This is a genomic window from Paenibacillus wynnii (assembly GCF_030812855.1).
GTDB lineage: Bacteria > Bacillota > Bacilli > Paenibacillales > Paenibacillaceae > Paenibacillus_AQ > Paenibacillus_AQ wynnii_A.
The window spans coordinates 413,304-432,200 of record NZ_JAUSTK010000001.1 but is presented as its reverse complement, the minus strand read 5'-3'; the positions used below and the strand labels follow the sequence as shown (position 1 = coordinate 432,200).

General features: G+C 44.8%; 18 protein-coding genes and 2 pseudogenes. 13 read left to right on the top strand and 7 right to left on the bottom strand.

The window, feature by feature from the left end; translation table 11 throughout:
* Positions 1 to 51 precede the first annotated feature (51 nt).
* Genes yhbY through J2T20_RS01745 form a run of 6 tightly spaced genes read left to right on the top strand, consistent with a single transcriptional unit; the run spans position 52 to position 3,622 of the window.
* Positions 52 to 345: a ribosome assembly RNA-binding protein YhbY gene (yhbY, locus tag J2T20_RS01770; protein ID WP_307584970.1), complete on the top strand. Its 294-nt coding sequence runs from the start codon at positions 52 to 54 to the stop codon at positions 343 to 345.
* 53 nt (positions 346 to 398) lie between these two features.
* Complete coding sequence (locus tag J2T20_RS01765) at positions 399 to 1,001, top strand: nicotinate-nucleotide adenylyltransferase (RefSeq protein WP_307584968.1); 603 nt, start codon at positions 399 to 401, stop codon at positions 999 to 1,001.
* Positions 973 to 1,551, top strand: a complete 579-nt coding sequence (gene yqeK / locus J2T20_RS01760) for a bis(5'-nucleosyl)-tetraphosphatase (symmetrical) YqeK (protein ID WP_307584966.1) — start codon at positions 973 to 975, stop codon at positions 1,549 to 1,551. Before J2T20_RS01765 ends, yqeK begins: the two co-directional genes overlap by 29 nt.
* Complete coding sequence (gene rsfS, locus J2T20_RS01755) at positions 1,548 to 1,895, top strand: ribosome silencing factor (RefSeq protein WP_307584964.1); 348 nt, start codon at positions 1,548 to 1,550, stop codon at positions 1,893 to 1,895. Before yqeK ends, rsfS begins: the two co-directional genes overlap by 4 nt.
* A complete protein-coding gene (locus tag J2T20_RS01750; RefSeq protein WP_307584962.1) occupies positions 1,892 to 2,809 on the top strand; it encodes a CvfB family protein in 918 nt (305 codons plus the stop codon). The genes rsfS and J2T20_RS01750 overlap by 4 nt, the downstream gene beginning before the upstream one ends.
* Before the next feature lie 42 nt (positions 2,810 to 2,851).
* On the top strand, positions 2,852 to 3,622 hold the full coding sequence (locus tag J2T20_RS01745) for a class I SAM-dependent DNA methyltransferase (RefSeq protein ID WP_307584960.1): 771 nt from the start codon (positions 2,852 to 2,854) through the stop codon (positions 3,620 to 3,622).
* A gap of 108 nt (positions 3,623 to 3,730) precedes the next feature.
* On the opposite strand, the gene J2T20_RS01740 is transcribed toward J2T20_RS01745, so the two are convergent.
* Both J2T20_RS01740 and J2T20_RS01735 read right to left on the bottom strand, forming a co-directional pair.
* Entirely contained in the window at positions 3,731 to 3,892 is a 162-nt protein-coding gene (locus J2T20_RS01740) for an asparagine synthase (protein WP_307584958.1), read from the bottom strand.
* Between the two features lie 90 nt (positions 3,893 to 3,982).
* Complete coding sequence (locus J2T20_RS01735) at positions 3,983 to 4,897, bottom strand: ArsR/SmtB family transcription factor (protein WP_307584956.1); 915 nt, start codon at positions 4,895 to 4,897, stop codon at positions 3,983 to 3,985.
* A 330-nt stretch (positions 4,898 to 5,227) separates the two neighbouring features.
* On the opposite strand from J2T20_RS01735, the gene J2T20_RS01730 reads away from it, so the two are divergent.
* From J2T20_RS01730 to J2T20_RS01715, 4 genes are all read left to right on the top strand, one after another.
* On the top strand, positions 5,228 to 6,571 hold the full coding sequence (locus J2T20_RS01730) for an ABC transporter substrate-binding protein (protein ID WP_307584954.1): 1,344 nt from the start codon (positions 5,228 to 5,230) through the stop codon (positions 6,569 to 6,571).
* Between the two features lie 74 nt (positions 6,572 to 6,645).
* Positions 6,646 to 7,584, top strand: a complete 939-nt coding sequence (locus tag J2T20_RS01725) for a carbohydrate ABC transporter permease (RefSeq protein ID WP_307584952.1) — start codon at positions 6,646 to 6,648, stop codon at positions 7,582 to 7,584.
* A 3-nt stretch (positions 7,585 to 7,587) separates the two neighbouring features.
* Positions 7,588 to 8,436 (top strand): carbohydrate ABC transporter permease, encoded by an 849-nt coding sequence (locus J2T20_RS01720; RefSeq protein WP_307584950.1) that lies wholly within the window; start codon positions 7,588 to 7,590, stop codon positions 8,434 to 8,436.
* 49 nt (positions 8,437 to 8,485) lie between these two features.
* A complete protein-coding gene (locus tag J2T20_RS01715; protein WP_307584948.1) occupies positions 8,486 to 9,457 on the top strand; it encodes a glycoside hydrolase family 43 protein in 972 nt (323 codons plus the stop codon).
* Positions 9,458 to 9,562: 105 nt separating this feature from the next.
* Here J2T20_RS01715 and J2T20_RS01710 read toward each other — a convergent pair whose 3' ends face one another.
* The 4 genes from J2T20_RS01710 to J2T20_RS01695 all read right to left on the bottom strand — a co-directional run bounded on the left by J2T20_RS01710 (position 9,563) and on the right by J2T20_RS01695 (position 14,220).
* Complete coding sequence (locus J2T20_RS01710) at positions 9,563 to 10,651, bottom strand: GerAB/ArcD/ProY family transporter (RefSeq protein ID WP_307584946.1); 1,089 nt, start codon at positions 10,649 to 10,651, stop codon at positions 9,563 to 9,565.
* Between the two features lie 34 nt (positions 10,652 to 10,685).
* Positions 10,686 to 11,906, bottom strand: coding sequence for a Ger(x)C family spore germination protein (locus J2T20_RS01705; protein ID WP_307584943.1), 1,221 nt, complete (start codon positions 11,904 to 11,906; stop codon positions 10,686 to 10,688).
* 12 nt (positions 11,907 to 11,918) lie between these two features.
* Positions 11,919 to 13,538: a spore germination protein gene (locus tag J2T20_RS01700; RefSeq protein WP_373457737.1), complete on the bottom strand. Its 1,620-nt coding sequence runs from the start codon at positions 13,536 to 13,538 to the stop codon at positions 11,919 to 11,921.
* Positions 13,539 to 13,689: 151 nt separating this feature from the next.
* Complete coding sequence (locus J2T20_RS01695) at positions 13,690 to 14,220, bottom strand: hypothetical protein (protein WP_307584939.1); 531 nt, start codon at positions 14,218 to 14,220, stop codon at positions 13,690 to 13,692.
* Positions 14,221 to 14,930: 710 nt separating this feature from the next.
* Between J2T20_RS01695 and tnpB the strand changes: the two are divergent.
* From tnpB to J2T20_RS01680, 3 genes and pseudogenes are all read left to right on the top strand, one after another.
* Positions 14,931 to 16,005 (top strand): annotated as a pseudogene (gene tnpB, locus J2T20_RS01690) (IS200/IS605 family element RNA-guided endonuclease TnpB); the annotation flags it as partial.
* A gap of 285 nt (positions 16,006 to 16,290) precedes the next feature.
* A complete protein-coding gene (locus J2T20_RS01685) occupies positions 16,291 to 16,938 on the top strand; it encodes an SGNH/GDSL hydrolase family protein (RefSeq protein WP_307584937.1) in 648 nt (215 codons plus the stop codon).
* A 135-nt stretch (positions 16,939 to 17,073) separates the two neighbouring features.
* Positions 17,074 to 17,244, top strand: a pseudogene (locus J2T20_RS01680) (glycoside hydrolase family 95-like protein); the annotation flags it as partial.
* Between the two features lie 155 nt (positions 17,245 to 17,399).
* Here J2T20_RS01680 and J2T20_RS01675 read toward each other — a convergent pair.
* Positions 17,400 to 18,896, bottom strand: coding sequence for an amidase (locus J2T20_RS01675; protein WP_307584934.1), 1,497 nt, complete (start codon positions 18,894 to 18,896; stop codon positions 17,400 to 17,402).
* Between the last annotated feature and the right edge of the window lies 1 nt (position 18,897).

Below are 18,897 nucleotides of genomic sequence, written 5' to 3'. Positions count from 1 at the left end.
TTTAGGAAATTCGGGTAATAATATATGTTAATTAAGGAGTTTTGTTCATTTATGTTAACTGGAAAACAAACACGCTACCTTCGTTCTATGGCACACCATCTTGACCCGGTATTTCAGGTCGGTAAAGGTGGCGTAAACGACCATCTTGTTCGCCATATTGAGGAAGCTATTGAGAAGCGTGAGCTTATGAAGATCAGCGTGCTCAACAATAATGTTGAGGATCCTAAAGTAATTGGCAGAGCGTTGGCTGAACAATCAGGTTCCGAGCTCGTTCAAGTCATCGGAAAGACGATTGTTTTGTATAAAGAGTCAAGGGATAACAAGACTATTGAGCTGCCCCGTTAGAGAATAAAGATGAGCCGGTTGTCATCTTATATGATCTTTAAGGAGGTGGCCTCTTGAAAGTCGGAATCATGGGAGGTACCTTCGATCCTCTGCATATGGGTCATATGCTGGCAGCTGAATCTGCTAGAGATACCTATAGCTTGGATGAAGTTTGGTTTATGCCGTCGCATATCCCCCCGCATAAGCATGAGGCCGGAGTATCAAGTGAGGATAGGTTGGCGATGGTGCAGGAAGCAGTTCAAGCCCATGAAAGTTTTCGAACCCTTGACTGGGAAATTGCCCGCGGGGGTGTCTCTTACACGATTGAGACGGTAAGAAAACTGCAGCAGGAATTTCCTCAGCTGGAGCTTTATTTTATTATCGGAGCGGATATGGTTCAATTCTTACCAAAATGGGAAGGAATTGAAGAGCTTGTGGAGCGGCTTACTTTTATCGGTGTGGGTCGCCCAGGAACAAAGCTTGATCTTGCAGTACTGCCCGCGAATATCGCCGAAAAGGTTGTGCTGGCAGATATGCCGCAAATTGATATCTCTTCCACAATGCTCAGAGAACGGGCAGCAGAGGGGAAGTCGATCCGCTATATGGTGCCTGAGGCCGTTTTTAATTATGTTCATAGGAGTGGATTGTATGGAGTACAGCCGCGAAGCGCTGATTGAAGCCGTATCTGCGCAGATGCCAGACAAGCGCTGGAAGCATACACTTGGCGTTATGGAGTCAGCCGTTAAATTAGCGGGACGATATGGAGCTGATCCCGAGCGTGCAGAGACAGCAGCTATTCTGCATGATGTAGCTAAGTATTGGGCCGTTGAAAGAATGCGGAAGATTATTGAGGAGCATGCGCTCTCTAAGGACTTGCTGTCTCATGATAAGCAGCTGTGGCATGCTGAGGTAGGCGCGTTTGTTGCCGAGAAAGAGTATGGGATACATGATCCTGAAGTTCTGGATGCCATACGCTATCACACATCTGGCCGAGAGGGCATGGGTCTTCTCGAAAAAATTGTATGTTTAGCCGATTATATTGAACCCGGACGGGATTTCCCTGGAGTGGATCAAATACGCAAGCTGGCCAAGGTTAGTCTCGAGGAAGGACTCGTAGCAGGATTTGATTCTACGATCCGTGTTCTTCTGGAGAAGCGGAGAATTGTATTCCCGCTGACTGTGCTGGCACGAAATGATTTAGTTAGAGCATTGGAGGAAAAAAGATGAAATTAAGTCCAGAAAAATTACTACAGTTAACCGTTACAGCAGTGGAAGACAAGAAAGCAAATAACGTGGTTGCGTTGGATCTGCGGAATATTTCACCTATCAGTGATTATTTTGTCATTTGCCATGGTAATTCCGACACACAGGTGCAAGCCATTGCAACTGAAGTTCGTAAAGTAGTACATGAAGCCGGAGGAGTTATCCGCGGTATGGAAGGTGTAGATTCAGCACGTTGGGTTCTTATGGACTTGGGAGATGTGGTGGTACACATTTTCCACCGCGATGAACGTGAATATTACAATATCGAACGTCTTTGGTCTGATGCCAAAGTAGTAACGTCTGTATGAGCTTGATTGCAGGAACTATAGTTACATTGAAGGTAGCACGGGAAGTATCTCCGTACGGTTACTTTCTGACTGCAGGTGATCAAGATGTTATGCTGCATTATACAGAGCTTACACGTAAAATCAAACCGGGTGATTCCGTCGAGGTTTTTCTGTTCTTTGATACAGAAGACCGCTTCGCTGCAACGATGAAAAAACCGTTTCTCACCCTTGGAGAAATGGCATTGCTTGTAGTGGCTGATGTTCATCCTCGACTGGGCTGCTTTCTGGAAATTGGACTTGGACGGCAACTGCTGCTGCCGATCAGTGAACTTCCTGAGCTCCAGGAACTCCGTCCACAGATAGGTGATTGTGTATATGTAATGATGGAGCATGATAAACAAGGACGTCTTCGTGCTAAACTGGCCGGAGAGTATGAGCTTGAAGAGAAATCTCTGAATGCACCTGAATCGTGGATGGGTCAAACCGTTACTGCCAGAGTGTACAGACCGCTGCAAATGGGTACTTTTGTGTTGGTGGATGCTGGGGTATTAGGCTTTGGTGTCATCGGCATGATTCATTCCTCCGAACGCAGCCGTTTGCTGCGACTCGGCGAACAGGTTGAAGCACGAGTAACGCACATTCGGGAAGATGGACGGGTGAATCTTTCTATGGCCCCCCGTAAAGAAGTGGGTATGGATTTAGATTCCGCTAATCTTTTGGAATTTCTGAATGCGCGTCCGGGCGGAGCGATGCCTTACTCCGATGCTACACCGGCTGATATTATTAAGCAGCGCTTCGGGATCAGTAAGTCAGCCTTCAAGAGAGCGCTTGGCAAGCTGATGAAAGAAGGACTTATTACTCAAAAAGAGAACTGGACGTATCTTGCCCGTAAGGAAGAAGAAACCTCAGTTGAAGGTAATGAGCCTGCCGAATAAAAGTCATTATTATTTTTTGAACAGAAAGCGCGGTGTACTCTGGTGTCTTCCTATGGGAAATTTGCATATGTATACGATGAGCTAATGGCCGATATGCCCTATCCGGATTGGCTGACCTTTGCTGAAACCGCGTGGAAAAAACATGGAAAGCCGGTATCTGTAGCGGAGCTGGGCTGCGGAACAGGCAGTATTACTATTCCCCTGGCGGGTGCAGGATATCACATGAGTGGTATTGATTTATCCTCGGACATGCTTTCGGTTGCAAGGCAGAAGCTGGAGGAGCATCCTCAGGGACGCCGCTTTCTGCGAGAAGGTAGGGTACACTGGATCAGGCAGAATATGACGGAATGGGAGCTGCCGGAGACGGTGGACTCCGTTATATCTTTCTGCGACTGTCTTAATTATTTGCTTGATGAAAGTGATATTAAGTCTACCTTTGCCCGCACCTTTGCAGGGCTTAAGCCCGGTGGCACTTTTTTATTCGATGTGCACCATCCGAATACGTTAATTCGTTACGAAGAAGAGCAGCCGTTCATCCTGGACGAGAAATCCGTATCTTATATATGGACCTGTGAGCTGGATGCCCCTCGTCGTGAGATTGAGCACCACTTAGTGATATTTGCCCGAGAGAGCGGAGAAGTCAATCTGTATCGGCGCTTTGAAGAAACTCATGTTCAACGTGCTTATGATCCCGAATGGCTGACTGCTGAGCTGCTTAAGGCCGGTTTCTCTAATGTTAAAACCTACGCTGACTTCAAGTGGGTCGAGGCGGATGAAGGGGCCGAACGTCTCTTTTATGTTGCTGTGAAATAAATAATCAACATTAAGCGGTCCAAGCCCGGTACAGGGGGAGGGTCGTTTTATTTTTGTACAAAAAAAGCCAAGAGGCACTGTGAGCACCTCTCAGCATTCTCCAAACAATTAACGGTGTTCAAACAAGTCAATCGTACCCAACACTACATGAGCAAGACCGAACCCTAGCACGCCTGTAGCAGCCATTCTATATCTTCTGCTACCCAGAAAAGCGGCGCTTGAAGCACAGACAACAGTTCCAAGAATAGTGGGAATCAGACCTTCGCGCATTCGAAACACTCCTTCTCGGTGGTTTTGGAGACAAAGGTTATTTTGCGTCGAAGGGATAGCAATTATACAAGTCGATAGGTCATGTTAAGATTAGGAATTTACCACATCAAACATTACTCTTGCTACCAAATCATGATCGTAGTTGCCAAAGTTGCGTCCGTAAATGGTAAGACCACCGGAATGACCGGTTTCGGAAACCGCAATTTTGAATTTGATATCGGATTGCTGATGCAGCCCAATATCACAGATTCTCACGTCTGAAATACGGCAGCCGTCAATGAAGGTTCCATCGTCATTAATACGAAGCAGCTTATTCATTCCGTACTGATTAAGATGCGGCGGCCACCACTGAGGATTAAAGTTTCCTTTTCGATCCCCGAAATCCCCTGGAGAGGTCCAGGATCCTAATTCGATTTTGTTGAGGGAGAACACAATATCCGATGGATAATTATTGTTATAACTCGGAGCCTCAGAGCTGATCTCCATGACAAACTGAAGTTCTTTAAATCTTTGGTTAGATTTCAGATAATTCGGAATTCGGTACTCCAAATACCCTTTATTGAGCCAGACAATGCCTGCATTAATATGCTGTGGATCTGCAAAGTAACGCTGATCATCAAACTCTCCTATAATACTGTCTTTAGTGGCTAGACCGCACGTAGGTTCGGCATAATAATCACTATAATGACCCACCTGAATATCAACCTCATACACGTTCTCCGTTTCTTTACTTCGTAAATCAACAGTGAGCATATTCTCATTCAAATAACAAATTTTTTGGATTCCATGCTTGCCAACTGCAGTGGTAATATCAATTAATCCACTTTCCTCAAGTTTCTTAATGTGCATTGTAATCGCACCGTTGGTTAAACCAAGCTTCTCAGCAATTTCGTTCAGATTAAGACTCTCATAAGTATTAAGTAATCCCAATATTTCAATTCGAATATCTGAGCTTAAAGCCTTAAAAATATTCAAACCTGATTTCAGATCTTTTATGTGAATCAAAGCACACAGCGTCCTCTCTCAATGATAATTTTGTTTCATTTTAATTAATTATAAACAAAAAGCGGCGTTTTGCAATGATTTGTCATTAAACTTCTTTAAAATTCCATAAATTTAACCTAATATCAAACTTTATGCGCAAAATGTACCACGAATTTTAATAAAACAAGCTCTTTAGTTTATATAAATAATCAAGAAAACGCATACATTTTAGTATTGACATTCATTATTGAACTATATAATATAAAAGTATAAATTGATTTAAAGAAAGTTAAACAAAAGGCTTTTATCCTTTGGGATTCAGCATATATTACACAATAGGGGGATTATAGAATGAGGAAAAAGAGTCTAAGCTTGCTTTCAGTATCACTTGTTATGACCCTAGCATTGTCTGCTTGCGGAGGCAATAATGCAAACAACACTGCGAACAACGCAGGAAAGGCTACTAACGAAGGCAGTGGTAATACGGCACCATCTACTGCTAAGGCAACCAAAGTTGAGTTCTGGACGTTCCAACAGCTTCATGCCGAATTCTATACTGAAATGGTGAAGAGATGGAATACAGCTAATCCCGACAAAACTATTGAACTGGTGGCTAACGTGAGCCCGTATGATGATGTGCACAACAAATTGTTGGTAGCATTACAATCAGGCAGCGGAGCACCTGACTTTGCAGATATTGAAATTAGTAAATTCCCTAACTATATCAAAGGTGAGCCACAACTTGTACCTCTAAATGATATTGTTGAACCCGATCTGGATAATTTAGTTAAAGCCCGCTTTGATATTTACGCTAAAGACGGAAATTATTATGGGATTGATTATCATGTAGGCGCTTCCGTAATCTATTATAACAAAGAAATTCTCGATAAGGCAGGCGTGAATGCCGACGATATCAAAACTTGGGATGATTTTGCTAAAGCAGGTAAAGTCGTTCTGGACAAAACAGGGATTCCTATGACAACCTTGGAAACTTCCGAGCAGTGGTCGATGTGGCTGCAAACCGCTCAGCTTCCATCAAAAGATGATTTGTTGAAAGCAGACGGTACACCAAACCTTGATGGACCTGAAGTTACACAAGTTATGAAATGGCAACAAGAGCAAATGAAATCAGGCGTGGCTGTTGGGGCACCTGGTGGATTCCATCATGCTGAAGAGTACTTCGGATTTATGGGTAAAGGCGGAGCAGCTTCTGTATGGATGCCTCTTTGGTATATGGGCCGCTTTACAGACAGCATGCCTGATTTGAAGGGTAAAATGATCATCCGCCCAATGCCAGCTTGGAGTACAGGCGAACCTCGCTCGGCAGGTATGGGTGGTACTGCAACTGTAATCACTAAGCAAACCAAGAGTGAAGATCTTGTGAAGCAATTCCTGAGCTTCGCTAAGCTCTCCAAAGAAGGAAGTATTGCTACTTGGACTATTCTGGGCTTTGATCCGCTTCGTTCCGATGTATGGGATGATGAAGCAATGAAGGCGCCTAACAAATTCACCGAGTATTTCGGCAATAATATTTTCGATGTTCTTACTGAAGTGAAAGACGAGATTGAAGGCATCAACATCGGTGAGAAAACACCTCAAGTGATTGACGCGATTAAAACACAATCCAACGTTCGAATTCTGCTTGATAATGAAGACACTGAAAAAGTATTGAAAGATGTAAATTCCGGTTTGTAATAGAAAAAGAGAAGCAACGCATCACCGACCCTTGACGTCGGTGATGTGTTATTACCAAAGGAGGGTTACGGTTTATGAGCAATACGCCTAACGTTACCCGGGTGAAACAAACGTCTGGATCATCATCGATTTCCAGTCTGCTCTATTCGCAGAAGATTGCCCCTTACGTATTTGTACTCCCGTTTATTATTTCGTTCTCCGTGTTTTTTGCCTACCCCGTGGTTTCGGCATTCATTATGAGCTTTCAGGAAATTGTGCCGGGCTCCAGTAAGTTTATCGGCTTCGATAATTATAAAGAGCTGTGGAACCCAACCTTCTTCAAGGCCATTAAGAACAGTACAGTTTATACCGCATTAACACTGCTTTTGCTAATACCGATACCTTTGGTGCTTGCTGCATTCTTGAATTCCAAAGTTATGATATTCAAGAACTTTTTCCGCTCAACTCTGTTTATCCCTGCATTGACTTCAGTTGTTGTTGCGGGAACTATTTTTCGGCTCGCTTTCGGCGAATTGGACGGATCACTTATGAACACCTTTATAACTGCGCTCGGTTTTGAGAAGCAGCGCTGGTTGGGTGATCGCTGGCTGGGTCTGATGACCTTGCTGATTCTGGCATGCTGGCGTTGGATGGGGATTAATATGCTTTATTTCATGGCTGGTCTGCAGAACATTTCAAAAGAAGTTTATGAATCCGCTGAAATTGATGGAGCAAATACATGGAAGAAGTTCACTAATATCACAGTCCCTTTGTTAAAACCAATTACTATTTACGTGTTCACAATCAGTATTTACGGCGGTTATGCAATGTTTACAGAAAGCTATATGCTCTATAGCGGCAACCGCTCGCCGAAAGATATCGGTCTCACGATGGTGGGTTACTTATATCGCAGCGGCTGGGAACAAAATAACTTGGGCCTCGGTGCTGCTGTGGGTATCGTCTTGCTTGCCATTACCTTTATTATCACATTCGTGCAATTGAATCTGTTTGGATTATTTAAGAAGGAGGAGTAGCCGATGAAAACTGCCGAAGAAACCAAATGGTCGCTAAATCGGGTGCTGCTGCTGTTGCTCTTTTCCGCACTCGCAATCTTTGCACTGTTCCCTATCGTTACGCTTGCTATCGCTTCGTTCAAACCTGCTCAGGAATTGCTCCGGAATGGTCTGAATTTAAGCTTGGATAAAGAGCTTCTGACGCTCTCCAATTACACGAATTTATTTTCCCCGAAAGAGAATTATGTTACATGGTATAAGAACAGCGTATTAATTACTTTTACGTTCACCGTTCTATGTCTACTGTTGTCTTCCATGGTAGGTTATGCGCTTGCTGTGTATAAGTTTAGATTCCGTAATTTTCTGTTCGTACTCGTGCTTATCATAATGGCTGTGCCATTGGAAATCATTATGCTGCCTATGTATAAGCTCGCTATTTCATTTCACCTGATCAACAACATGTGGGGTGTTATTCTACCGTTTGTCGTGGCCCCGCTGCCAATCTTTTTCTTCAGACAGTATGCCGGTGGTCTGCCAAAGGATTTCCTTGATGCAGCCCGTGTAGACGGATGTACGGAGTATGGAATTTTCTTCAAAATTATGATGCCGTTAATGGCTCCAGCCTTCTCATCCATGGCTATTCTGCAGGCACTGGCTAGCTGGAATAACTTCTTGTGGCCGCTGATCGTGCTGAACAGTACGAATAAGCTGACCATTCCAATCGGTTTATCTACACTGCTTACGCCTTATGGCAACAACTATAAAATTCTAATTGCCGGTTCTGTATTTGCAATCATTCCCGTTCTAATCGTATTTGTGTTCTTCCAAAAATACTTCATTGAAGGCATGACAGCCGGTGGAGTTAAAGGTTAGTTGCAGGTTTTCAGTTTCCCTAAAGATAGAATAAAGGAGAGAAATTCAGATGTTTCCAAAGGAACAATTAAATAATCCCGTTCTTCCACAACGTGCAGACCCTTGGGTATATAAACATACAGACGGATATTACTACTTCTCCGCCTCTGTACCGGAATATGATCGAATTGAAATCAGAAGAACTCTGACCTTAAATGAGTTAAGCGAGGCAGAGCCTCTAACCATCTGGAGAAAACACGACAGCGGGCTCATGAGTGCTAACATATGGGCACCTGAAATCCATTATAGCGGCGGCAAATGGTATGTCTATTTTGCTGCAGCACATACTTCAGATACGATTGAGGGTATATTTGACCATCGTATGTTTGTTCTGGAGAACGAAGCGGACAATCCTCTTGAAGGTACTTGGGTAGAAAAGGGTCAGATTCATACGGATTGGGAGTCCTTTTCGCTGGATGCCACAAGGTTTGATCATAAAGGGATATCCTACTTAATTTGGGCACAGAAAGACCCGGCAATAGAAGGGAACTCTAATCTCTACATAGCAGAATTGGAGAACCCTTGGACGATCAAAGGACCGCAGGTCATGATCTCAACGCCCGAGCTTGAGTGGGAGATTATCGGTTTCAAAGTAAATGAAGGAGCGGCGGTAGTTAAACATGCCGGTAGAGTATTCATTAGTTACTCAGCAAGCGCAACCGACCATAATTACTGCATGGGACTGCTCGCTGCATCCGAAGATAGCGACTTATTGGATCCGGCTTCATGGTCCAAATCGGTAGTGCCCGTGTTCCAGAGCAACGCGACTACGGGGCAATTTGGTCCAGGTCATAACAGCTTCACACGTTCTGCGGATGACAGTGAGGATATCATTGTCTATCATGCGAGAAACTACACGGAAATCGTGGGAGATCCTCTCTATGATCCGAATCGTCATACTCGTGCCCAGGTTTTCACTTGGAACTTGGACGGAACGCCGAATTTTGGTTTTCCGGTACCGGATGACCGCACCCAAGAGTAGAGAAGAATACGATTAGTATTAAAGACTCCAAAGACCGTCAACGGTGTACTTGCCGAGGCGGTTTTTTTGAATTGTTGCTGAATGGGCCGTGATGGAGTGTACAGATCAAGCTTTCTTCCGTCTTCGAATAACCATCACGACAAACAGTAATACGGGAAGGAGGATCTGGAATATAGGCCACCATTTATTAACAGCGATCCCCCGGCCGATCTCGATATGATGTGTGTAATTTGGAGATAAAAAGGCAAGGTAATATAGTAGAATGGATAGAGGGATGACCCACTTTTTATAGCTGATTTTGGTTATTCTTTCAAGACCGATCAACGCACCTAAATAAAAGGCAGCCATCTTGGTTCCCAGTCCTATGTAGAGAACCATGGTGAAAAGGGCATCTGTCCGTTCAAATACCTGTGTCAACTGTATTAATTGCACAGTCTCCAGAAGAGGCAGGGTCATGTTAGGCGCCAGATCAGTTCCAAGCACAAAAATATTCAGTTGATTAAAAATAGTCAGAAAAAGCGCACTAGTAAGATACGTAATGATAACAGCACGGGGGAGATTACGTCCTTTCATGGCGAGCGGGTAAAAAACAAGAAATAACACCGTCTGACCGAATGGAAAGGAAACGATCTCGGGAATCGCAGAGGTTACAGCAGGCATAAAACCATACTCCAGTACCGGGAGCATATACTCGAAATGAAAAAGACCTGTAGCCGGAATTAGAATACTTATGGTCAAATAACCTATTAGCATTACGGGGAATAGAATCATGCAGAACAGGAAGAACACCTCAGGTCCATAGCGGACCAAATTGGATATGATCAGGAGTACTATCAAAATAATAATCCATACCGGTGTTCGATTCAGTAAGCTCATTACTGTCAGTTCTCCGAAATCACGCAAATTTCTGGAAGCTTCGTATGTAAAGTAGGCAACAAACAATACATTCATGATGGTACCCAGATATTTGCCCATGTAACGACGGAATAGTCGAAAGAGATCCAGTTGTGGTTCCCGCCGGTGAATAGCCAGATGAAGTAAAAGAAGGACTAACCCAACTGTGGCACCTATTACCATTGCTAACCAAGCATCCTGCTTAGCCTCTGCTCCCATCAAGAATAAAGTAGTGCTTCCGACTTCGAAAATGGAAAAAACAACAACTAACTCAGATACTCTGATTTTACCTAGGTTCATAGATTAGCTTCATCCTCCTTTACTTTTTGTCCTATTACTTGCCGATCTGCTTTTTGAATGAGTTTTGAAACAATCCAGTTCGGCTGATAACCGTTTCAACATTTATTTTGATATCCATTCTTGCTAATTCCTCAGGCCAGGTTTTTTTAATTTTGTGCCACTCTTTTGGGTATTTACGATGAATTTTATTTCCAACCCCTGCCAGATCAACCTTGAGATCCTGAATAGTTTGCCAGCTGTTCTGAATTTGGGCCTCTATTTCTTTATTGATAAGCTGCTGCATCTGATTAATCCCTTTAGATTTAGTGATATTTATTTTAGACTCGGATTCCACAAGTTCTCCTCTTACCTTCACATCCACCTTCAAGGTGTAATGCAGAGGACCTTTTATTGGGGTAACTTTTACTTTAGCTTTACGGACCTGAAAAGCGGTATACCTTTTCTCCTCATTTTTCTTAACCGGATCTGTAAAAGACAGGGTACTGCTGTTCATCTGATTGTTTAACCAACTAACGCCTTGACTTTCCTTTTGTTTCAGCGTTGCAATTCTTTTGCTCCCCTTGATCACACACAAACCGGTAAGTTTTAGCTTAGCCTTGGCGGATGTTTTTTGAAAAACCTCGATAGTATCGAGTTTTTCATCTTCGGAACCAACCTTAGATACCTCCGGAATGCCAGCTGCTTCGCTTTCTGAACTGATTCTTTGGGCAATTTCATATATAGTGATTAAAGGAAAAAAACTCCCTAACTGATTATCCTTTGCTAGAATTTTTGCCAATGCTACACCTGGAACCTTCTCAGGAGGTGTAAGCTGCTTCAAGAGTTCACGGGCTTCGCCGTCAGCTACTAATACTTTCACAGTTTCACGCGTTTCAAAATTACGTAAATAAATATCTATAATCTCGTCAATTCCCTGATCTGCACTTTTTTTGCCTATGAGAAGCACATTGTTATGTGAGAAATATAGTCTGCGCGGATTTTCAAGATTGCTTATATCTACTGCTTCTCTTATGGTTTTCGCCTCTGTAGAAAAGGTATGAACGGCAGCTTGTGAACCTCCTCCGCCTCCTCCGCTTGTTCCTGAGGCCATTGCCGAAGGGATGATTATTTGGTAGGTTACAATCCATGCACCGCTTTTCCCGTCTACTCCGGTAGCTGTTATTATCCCTAGTTCATTTAATTCGACACGGTTACCGCATCCTGAGAGCCAAAGGCCTATAAGAATTAAAAAAGTTATAACCCCTAATTTGCGCATTTTGATCTCTCCTTATTCCTGGGAATCGGGTTCATTGGTGTTCCCCTTCTGGACTGAGCTATCAGGGAATTGGTGTGCTGCCTGTCTATACTTATTGGAACTCGACTTTCGGTTAGGACGGGTTTTCATAGCCCACCAAGGCACCCTGATCAGCAGGTCCTTCATATTGGATTTATAGAACGGAGCGTAAGGCATCATATAATTGATGCCGAAGGATTTAAGTGCGACCATATGCGTCAGAATGGGTATTATGCCTGCGATGATCCCGAAAAATCCAAGTACTCCACCTAGAATCATGAGCGTAAAGCGGATTAACCGGACTGCCGATGCCATGTTAAAGTAGGGGATTACAAAATTGGCTATGGCCGTAAAAGAAACAACTATGACCATTGCACCCGACACCAGTCCGGCTTGTACCGCGGCTTGACCGATTACCAGCGCACCTACGATGGAAATAGCCGGTCCGATAACCCGAGGCATCCGAACTCCGGCTTCACGTATAACCTCGAACATCAACTCCATCATCAGAGCCTCCATTAAAGCCGGCAGAGGTGTCCCTTCCCGTTGTGCACTCAGAGATATCAATAGGGTGGTCGGTAAAATTTCCTGTTGAAATGTCGTGATGGCAATATACAAGGAAGGCAGCAGCAAGGCGACTAAAAAGGACATAAGTCGGATAATACGAAGAAAGGTGGAAATATCATATCGCTGGTAATAGTCTTCGCTTGACTGGAAGAAATTAAAAAAAGTAACGGGTGCAATCAGAACAAAGGGGGTACCATCAACCAAAATGACTACTTGTCCGTCTAGAAGTGCCCCGGCAGCAGTGTCCGGACGTTCCGTATTTAAAATCGTCGGAAATGGGGAAAACGCACCGTCCTGAATAAATTCTTCAATATAACCGCTCTCCAGAATACTATCCGTATCAATACCACGGAGACGCTGGTTAACTTCGTCCACCACTTCCGTCAGTGCAATTCCTTCAATATAAGCCAATATGACCTTTGTTTTCGTATATTCGCCGATAATATGACTCTCAAGCTTAAATTGAGGTGTCGGTAGTTTTCGTCTAAGTAAGGTTATGTTAAGTGAGATATCCTCTGTAAATCCTTCCTTAGGACCCCGAATGACGGTCTGAGAAGTAGGTTCCTCAACGCTTCGCCGGCTTCCACCCGAAATGGAGACAGCCTGTACATAATCAACCCCATCAATAACTACAATAGCGCTTCCGGTAAGTATGGTCTGGATAAGTTGATTTTCGGTTTTAACGGCTTTGATATTTCCTAAAGGGAGCTTTTTCTTAAATAATGCAGCCGTTTCCTGAGCATCGAGTGATAAATTGGATTGTGAGCTTTTTTCAGTAATAATGGCCTCTATTAAATCTGTGAGGAGCACATTATCAATAAGACCTTCGATATAACAGACAGCAACGGGGTCAGTCAGTCCCGGGTCCTCATTAAATTTGCGAACAACAAAGTCAGGACTTTTCCCTAGCTCTGATTCAAGGAAGGATAGGGTATGAGACAAAGAGGTGGTTAGTGATTTATCATTAGCCTGCTGTCTTGTTTTTAAGGCATCTAGTTTATGGCTCTTTGCAGGCTTCAAAGCATCCTTTATCCAGTTAAATGGCACGGGACTCATCTCCCTTCCTTGATTACCCAATAACGTTTACTTTTAAAGGGGAATTTATACATAGGGTATATCGACACACAAAAACACCCCCCTTGAATATCTAAGGAGGTGTAATGTAATGTTCGAATAACTTATTTATGCTAAAGCCGATTTAAGGGATATATTGCTGCACAATAGATGTAATTACACCATCCTGGACGGTGATATGATAGGGAAATTGACCCAAATCAAGTACATCGGCGGTGTTGCTGAAGGCATCTTTAAACTGCTGAGGAGTAATTATTTCATTCCAGTGAATGTCCAGATCCTCCGCATTTCCAGTATGATCAAAAAGCTGCATAGTGACGGCTAGATTATCCGCAAGCGAAAAGGATGTCAATGTATCACTGTCGTTTACAATATAATAATCATCCGGCGTTCCGCCTATTTCCGCATAAGCCTCCGGTTCTCTTTCGGCAAAGACTTGATTCGCGCTTTCGCCCTGATACCAGTCTATTTCATCGGCTACAATGGAGAGTTTTCCGTTACCGGATTGCAGTGATTGAATGTATACAGTGAGGCTTTGTGTGGGTCCGCTGCTCTGTGCATCCACCCGTGTTCCGACTGTGCTTGCCGTAGTAATTAGGGAAAGAAAAAGCAACATAGCAAAAGGTAAAACATAAACAGATCTCTTCTTAATCATAGGTCATTCTCCCCCTTGGCAATTGAGAAGCACAGTATAAGGTTAATTACCCTTTGGGGAATTACTCAAACGTGCTTTTCACTACTATTAACGTTATGCAATAAGAAAAAGTTGCAAAACGTTTTTTTCTCAGGAGACCAATTGGAACGAATATTTACGATACCATTGTCCAACAGGTTGTGAAAATGGGAATGCCTGATCTTGAGTCTTGGGCGAACAAGAAGTATGCAGACGTGAAGGAATTGTTCAAATAATTCAGAGTGGTTCGAGATTAAAAAGTAATTCCGCCGCCGTAGTTTCTAACTCGAAACTGCGGCGGCAGTTTTACGATTTTCAGCTCTTTATGGTGATGCGTTGTTATAATAAGATCTAACCTGTAACACTTCGCTTACAGATTGATGATTACTTATTAAAGCCAGTCGACCAGAAAGAACTAACGGCCTTGCTGCACCAGATCGCATCGCAGATTATACATGAAAAGGCTCGTACTCCAGTCCAAGGAGGAGATGAGATTGAAGCGGAATCAGCCGAAAGTCCGGATAACGATTCCCAATCGAGCATCACGGTGTTCGAGCAATTTATCCCAATTATTTATCAATAAAAGCCTAGAACACCCCTACCTCTATAGGTTGGGGATGAATCGGCGGTTTAAGAAACCGAACATATGTGCTAATATATCCTTATAACCCTATTGAAAGGAGGTGTGTGGCATGCTGGCATCGGATCCAGATTTTGGTACACAAAAACGGGTCCATAAAGCCTATAAGTACCGAATCTATCCGACAAAGGAACAACAGCAACTCATCCATCAGATGTTTGGCTGTTGCCGTTTTGTGTTCAATCATTTTTTGGGACTATGGAACAATACCTATGCGACAACAGGAAAAGGCTTATCCTACAACACCTGTGCCACACAACTTCCTACTCTCAAAGGGCAGTTTGATTGGCTCAAAACGGTGGATAGTATCGCCTTGCAATCCGCCGTTCGACACGTGGCAGATAGCTTTGATCGGTTCTTTAAAAAACAGAATCAGGCTCCACGAAACAGACCAACGGCAACATTGCAATTAAAGAAAACAAACTTAAGCTCCGAAGCTCGGTTGGGTTCGGTTTGCCAACTCCAGAGCCTTAGAGGGACGTATCCTTTCTGCCACCGTGCGACGAAATGCGGCTGGTAAGTATTTTGCATCCATTGTCTGTGAAGTTGACATACATCCCCTGCCGCAGAACAACAAGGCGATTGGCATAGACCTTGGACTCAAGGAGTTTGCGGTCTGCTCCGATGGATTACGTGAGGCCAATCCAAAGTGGTTTCGCCACTACGAGAAGAAGTTAGCCTTCTGGCAACGCCGCATGGCTCGTCGCACGAAAGGCGGCTCCAATTGGTTTAAAGCCAAGCAGAAGGTTGCCCAAATCCACGAGAAGATTGCGAACGGTCGCCATGATTTTTTGCACCAACTCACCACCAGGCTGATCCGTGAAAACCAAACGATCAGCATTGAAAATCTTCGTGTAGCAAATATGCTCAAAAATCATAAGCTGGCGAAATCGATTGCCGATGCGTCATGGGGCGAGTTCGTACGCCAAATTACATACAAGGCGAGTGGGTACGGACGGACGGTTAAGATGGCTGACACCTTCGCCCCCACCAGCCAAACGTGTCATGAGTGCGGCTACATCAACCAAGAAGTAAAAAACCTTTCGGTGCGGCAGTGGACCTGTCCATGTTGTGATGCACTTCATGATCGGGATGAGAATGCTGCACACAACATCAAACAAATGTCTAAATAGCAGGATACATTCAACTGTGGGAACCACAGGGATCGCTTGGGATTCGATTTTCCATGTTGGGAAATCGAATTATCATAACTCTGCTTCATTGGAAGCAACTACCCAAGAATCCTCCACCTCTACAGGTGGCGGGAGTGTTCAAGCACGCTGCTAAAAAGGAAGACGGGGATAACCTTTGTTCATTATCTGCGTATGGTCCGTATTGAAATCTCGCGTACAGTGGGATACGAGAATCCGCGTCATTTCTATTAAATCATAATCAAAGGGATGAATATTCGAATGAGTAAAGTTATTTTATTTCAAGGGGATTCCATTACAGATGGAAACCGTGGCCGCAATGATGATCCAAATCATATTCTAGGACACAGTTATGCGTATATTATCGGCGGCAAGCTCGGAAATGAACTGGCTGAACAGCAGCCTGTATTCTATAACCGGGGAATCAGCGGTGACCGGATCTCGGATTTATATGCCCGTTGGAATGAGGATGCGATTAGCCTTAACCCGGACATTATCAGTCTGTTAATAGGCGTTAATGACCTATGGAGAACGATGAAGGGCGAGCCGAGCGGAGTGACGGATCGGTTTGAGCGGGCGTACCGACATGTGCTCGAGGAGACACGTGAAGTGCTGCCAGAAACAAAACTGATCCTTTGCGAGCCATTTATCCTAAATACCGGAGCACCGGCAGAGGAATGGGAAGCATGGAATGAGCGGATTACACACTATCAGAAGGTTGTCCGACAGCTTGCGGATGAATTTAATGCGATCCATGTGCCTCTCCAAGGAGTATTTGATACAGCTGCCCAAAGAACAGATGCGGAATACTGGCTCTGGGACGGTGTTCATCCGACTGCTGCCGGGCATGATCTTATCGCAAGTGAATGGCTGAATATCGTAGGGAAGAGCGGTTTGCTTAACGAGTGATGCTGTGAAGGAGAGATATGGCTGCAGCTTAATGAAGATACGTTATGATCCTATGAAAGCTTGCGGAATCAACATATCAGTGATTATCAATCGCTTTTTCAACCGTGTATCCCTTCGTTTGGCTTTTCAAATTGACGGGTTGACGGGAATTTTGCAGCGACTTCCGGGATTATTGAGATGCTGATGCAATCCCATCAAGGTTTTATAGAGCTGCTTCCGGCGTTGCCGGATGCCTGGCCTGATGGTGAGTTCAGAGGTTTGCGGGCCCGGGGTGGGTTTGAGGTGAGTTTGCGCTGGGAGCAAGGTGCAGGATTGGCAATTCGGGTATGCTGTCCGTGAACGTATAACCTCTCCCATTAGTTTTCTGTTTCCTGTATTGCAGGGCAGATCGCGATCCGGTCAAATGCAAATAAGCCTGTTTGAAACGCCGGGTCCAGCTCGGCTTCAAACAGGATCTTCTTTTAGGGCATAAGAGGATTACCCTTCATTCCCACCCATAGCTCGGACTCTTCCAGCCGTGCAGCCACCTGAAGCAGCAGATCCTCCCGGCCTTTGCAAGACATCACCTGAACGCCAACCGGCAGACCTGAAGGCGTCATATGTACAGGGACGCTCATTGCCGGCTGTCCGGTGAGATTCGCAAGCTGGGTAAAAGGAGTGTAGGTAAGGCTTGGCTCGAACATGGTATAAATCATCCGCCGCTGTTCATCTTTGGACATGTTGCTTACTTGCTGCAGTTTTTCGATTTCATCTGGTCGCTGGCTAAGCTCACCGATTTTTGGTGCCGAGTCGGCGTTGGTAGGGGTCACATATAGATCATAACGTTTGAACAGTGAAGACATTTGAGCGGCTGCAACGTCCCATTCATGTAGACTGTGGATAAATTCGGCGGCGGTAACGTTTTTACCGGCTTCGCCGAGTACCCAGGTCACGACATCGACTTCCCCGGCAGAAATGGTGCGGCCAAGCATTCCCTCCAGCGAGACAAACATGGCTGCAACCTCTCCAGCGTTCATTGTATAGTAGTTTTCCATGAGTCTTACACCATTCACCGGACTTAGCCTTTCTTCTACTTCATGTCCTTCAGCTTCAAGAAACTTCACGGTTTTTAGAACCGCTCTTGCAGCTTCTTCGCTGACTGGTGTACCGACCGGAGAGATCGTTGTATATGCGATTCGCAGCTTCTTGGGGACAGGCTTTAAGAGGTCGTCCAGATACAGCCCCGGGTAGAGGGGGGTCTGAAAAGCTGCCTCAGGCTGCAGGGTCTGCAGCAGATCCAGCATTGCAGCACTGTCCCTTACTGAACGGCTCAGTGCGAAGTCGATGGATGCGCCCTGCCACTGGCGCCCGATTCCCGGCCCCACGGGTGTGCGTCCCCTCGTGGGCTTAAGCCCGAACAGGCCGGTGAACGACGCCGGGATTCGGATAGAGCCCCCACCGTCACTGGCTCCAGCTGCCGGAACGATACCCGAAGCAACCGCCGCGGCAGCACCGCCACTCGAACCACCAGGAGAAAATTCGGTGTTCCAAGGGTTGCGGGCAGGGCCGTGGAGTACCGATTCGGTAATATTTTTAAGTCCGAATTCAGGTGTATTTGTATGTCCAAGCGGTATAAAGCCGCCACTTCTTATACGGGCTACGAAATTGGAGTCCCGTTTGGCTATATGGTTCTTCATAAGCAAAGCACCAGAGGTGAGTGGTTCTCCGCCAATCGCTTGAGAAATATCCTTCAGTAAGAAAGGAACCCCCGCAAAAGGTCGGGAGGAGTCACCTGTAGGCATTTCATCTGCTTCCTTCAGGGCAGCCTCGCGGCGGGTACGAACGACCGCATTTAACACCGGATTTACTTCATCCATACGGGCGAAGGCTGCTTCTACGAGCTCACGGGGAGACACTTCACCCGCCTTGACGAGTTCTGCAAGTCCAATTGCATCATAAGTTTGATAGGAAAAAGACATT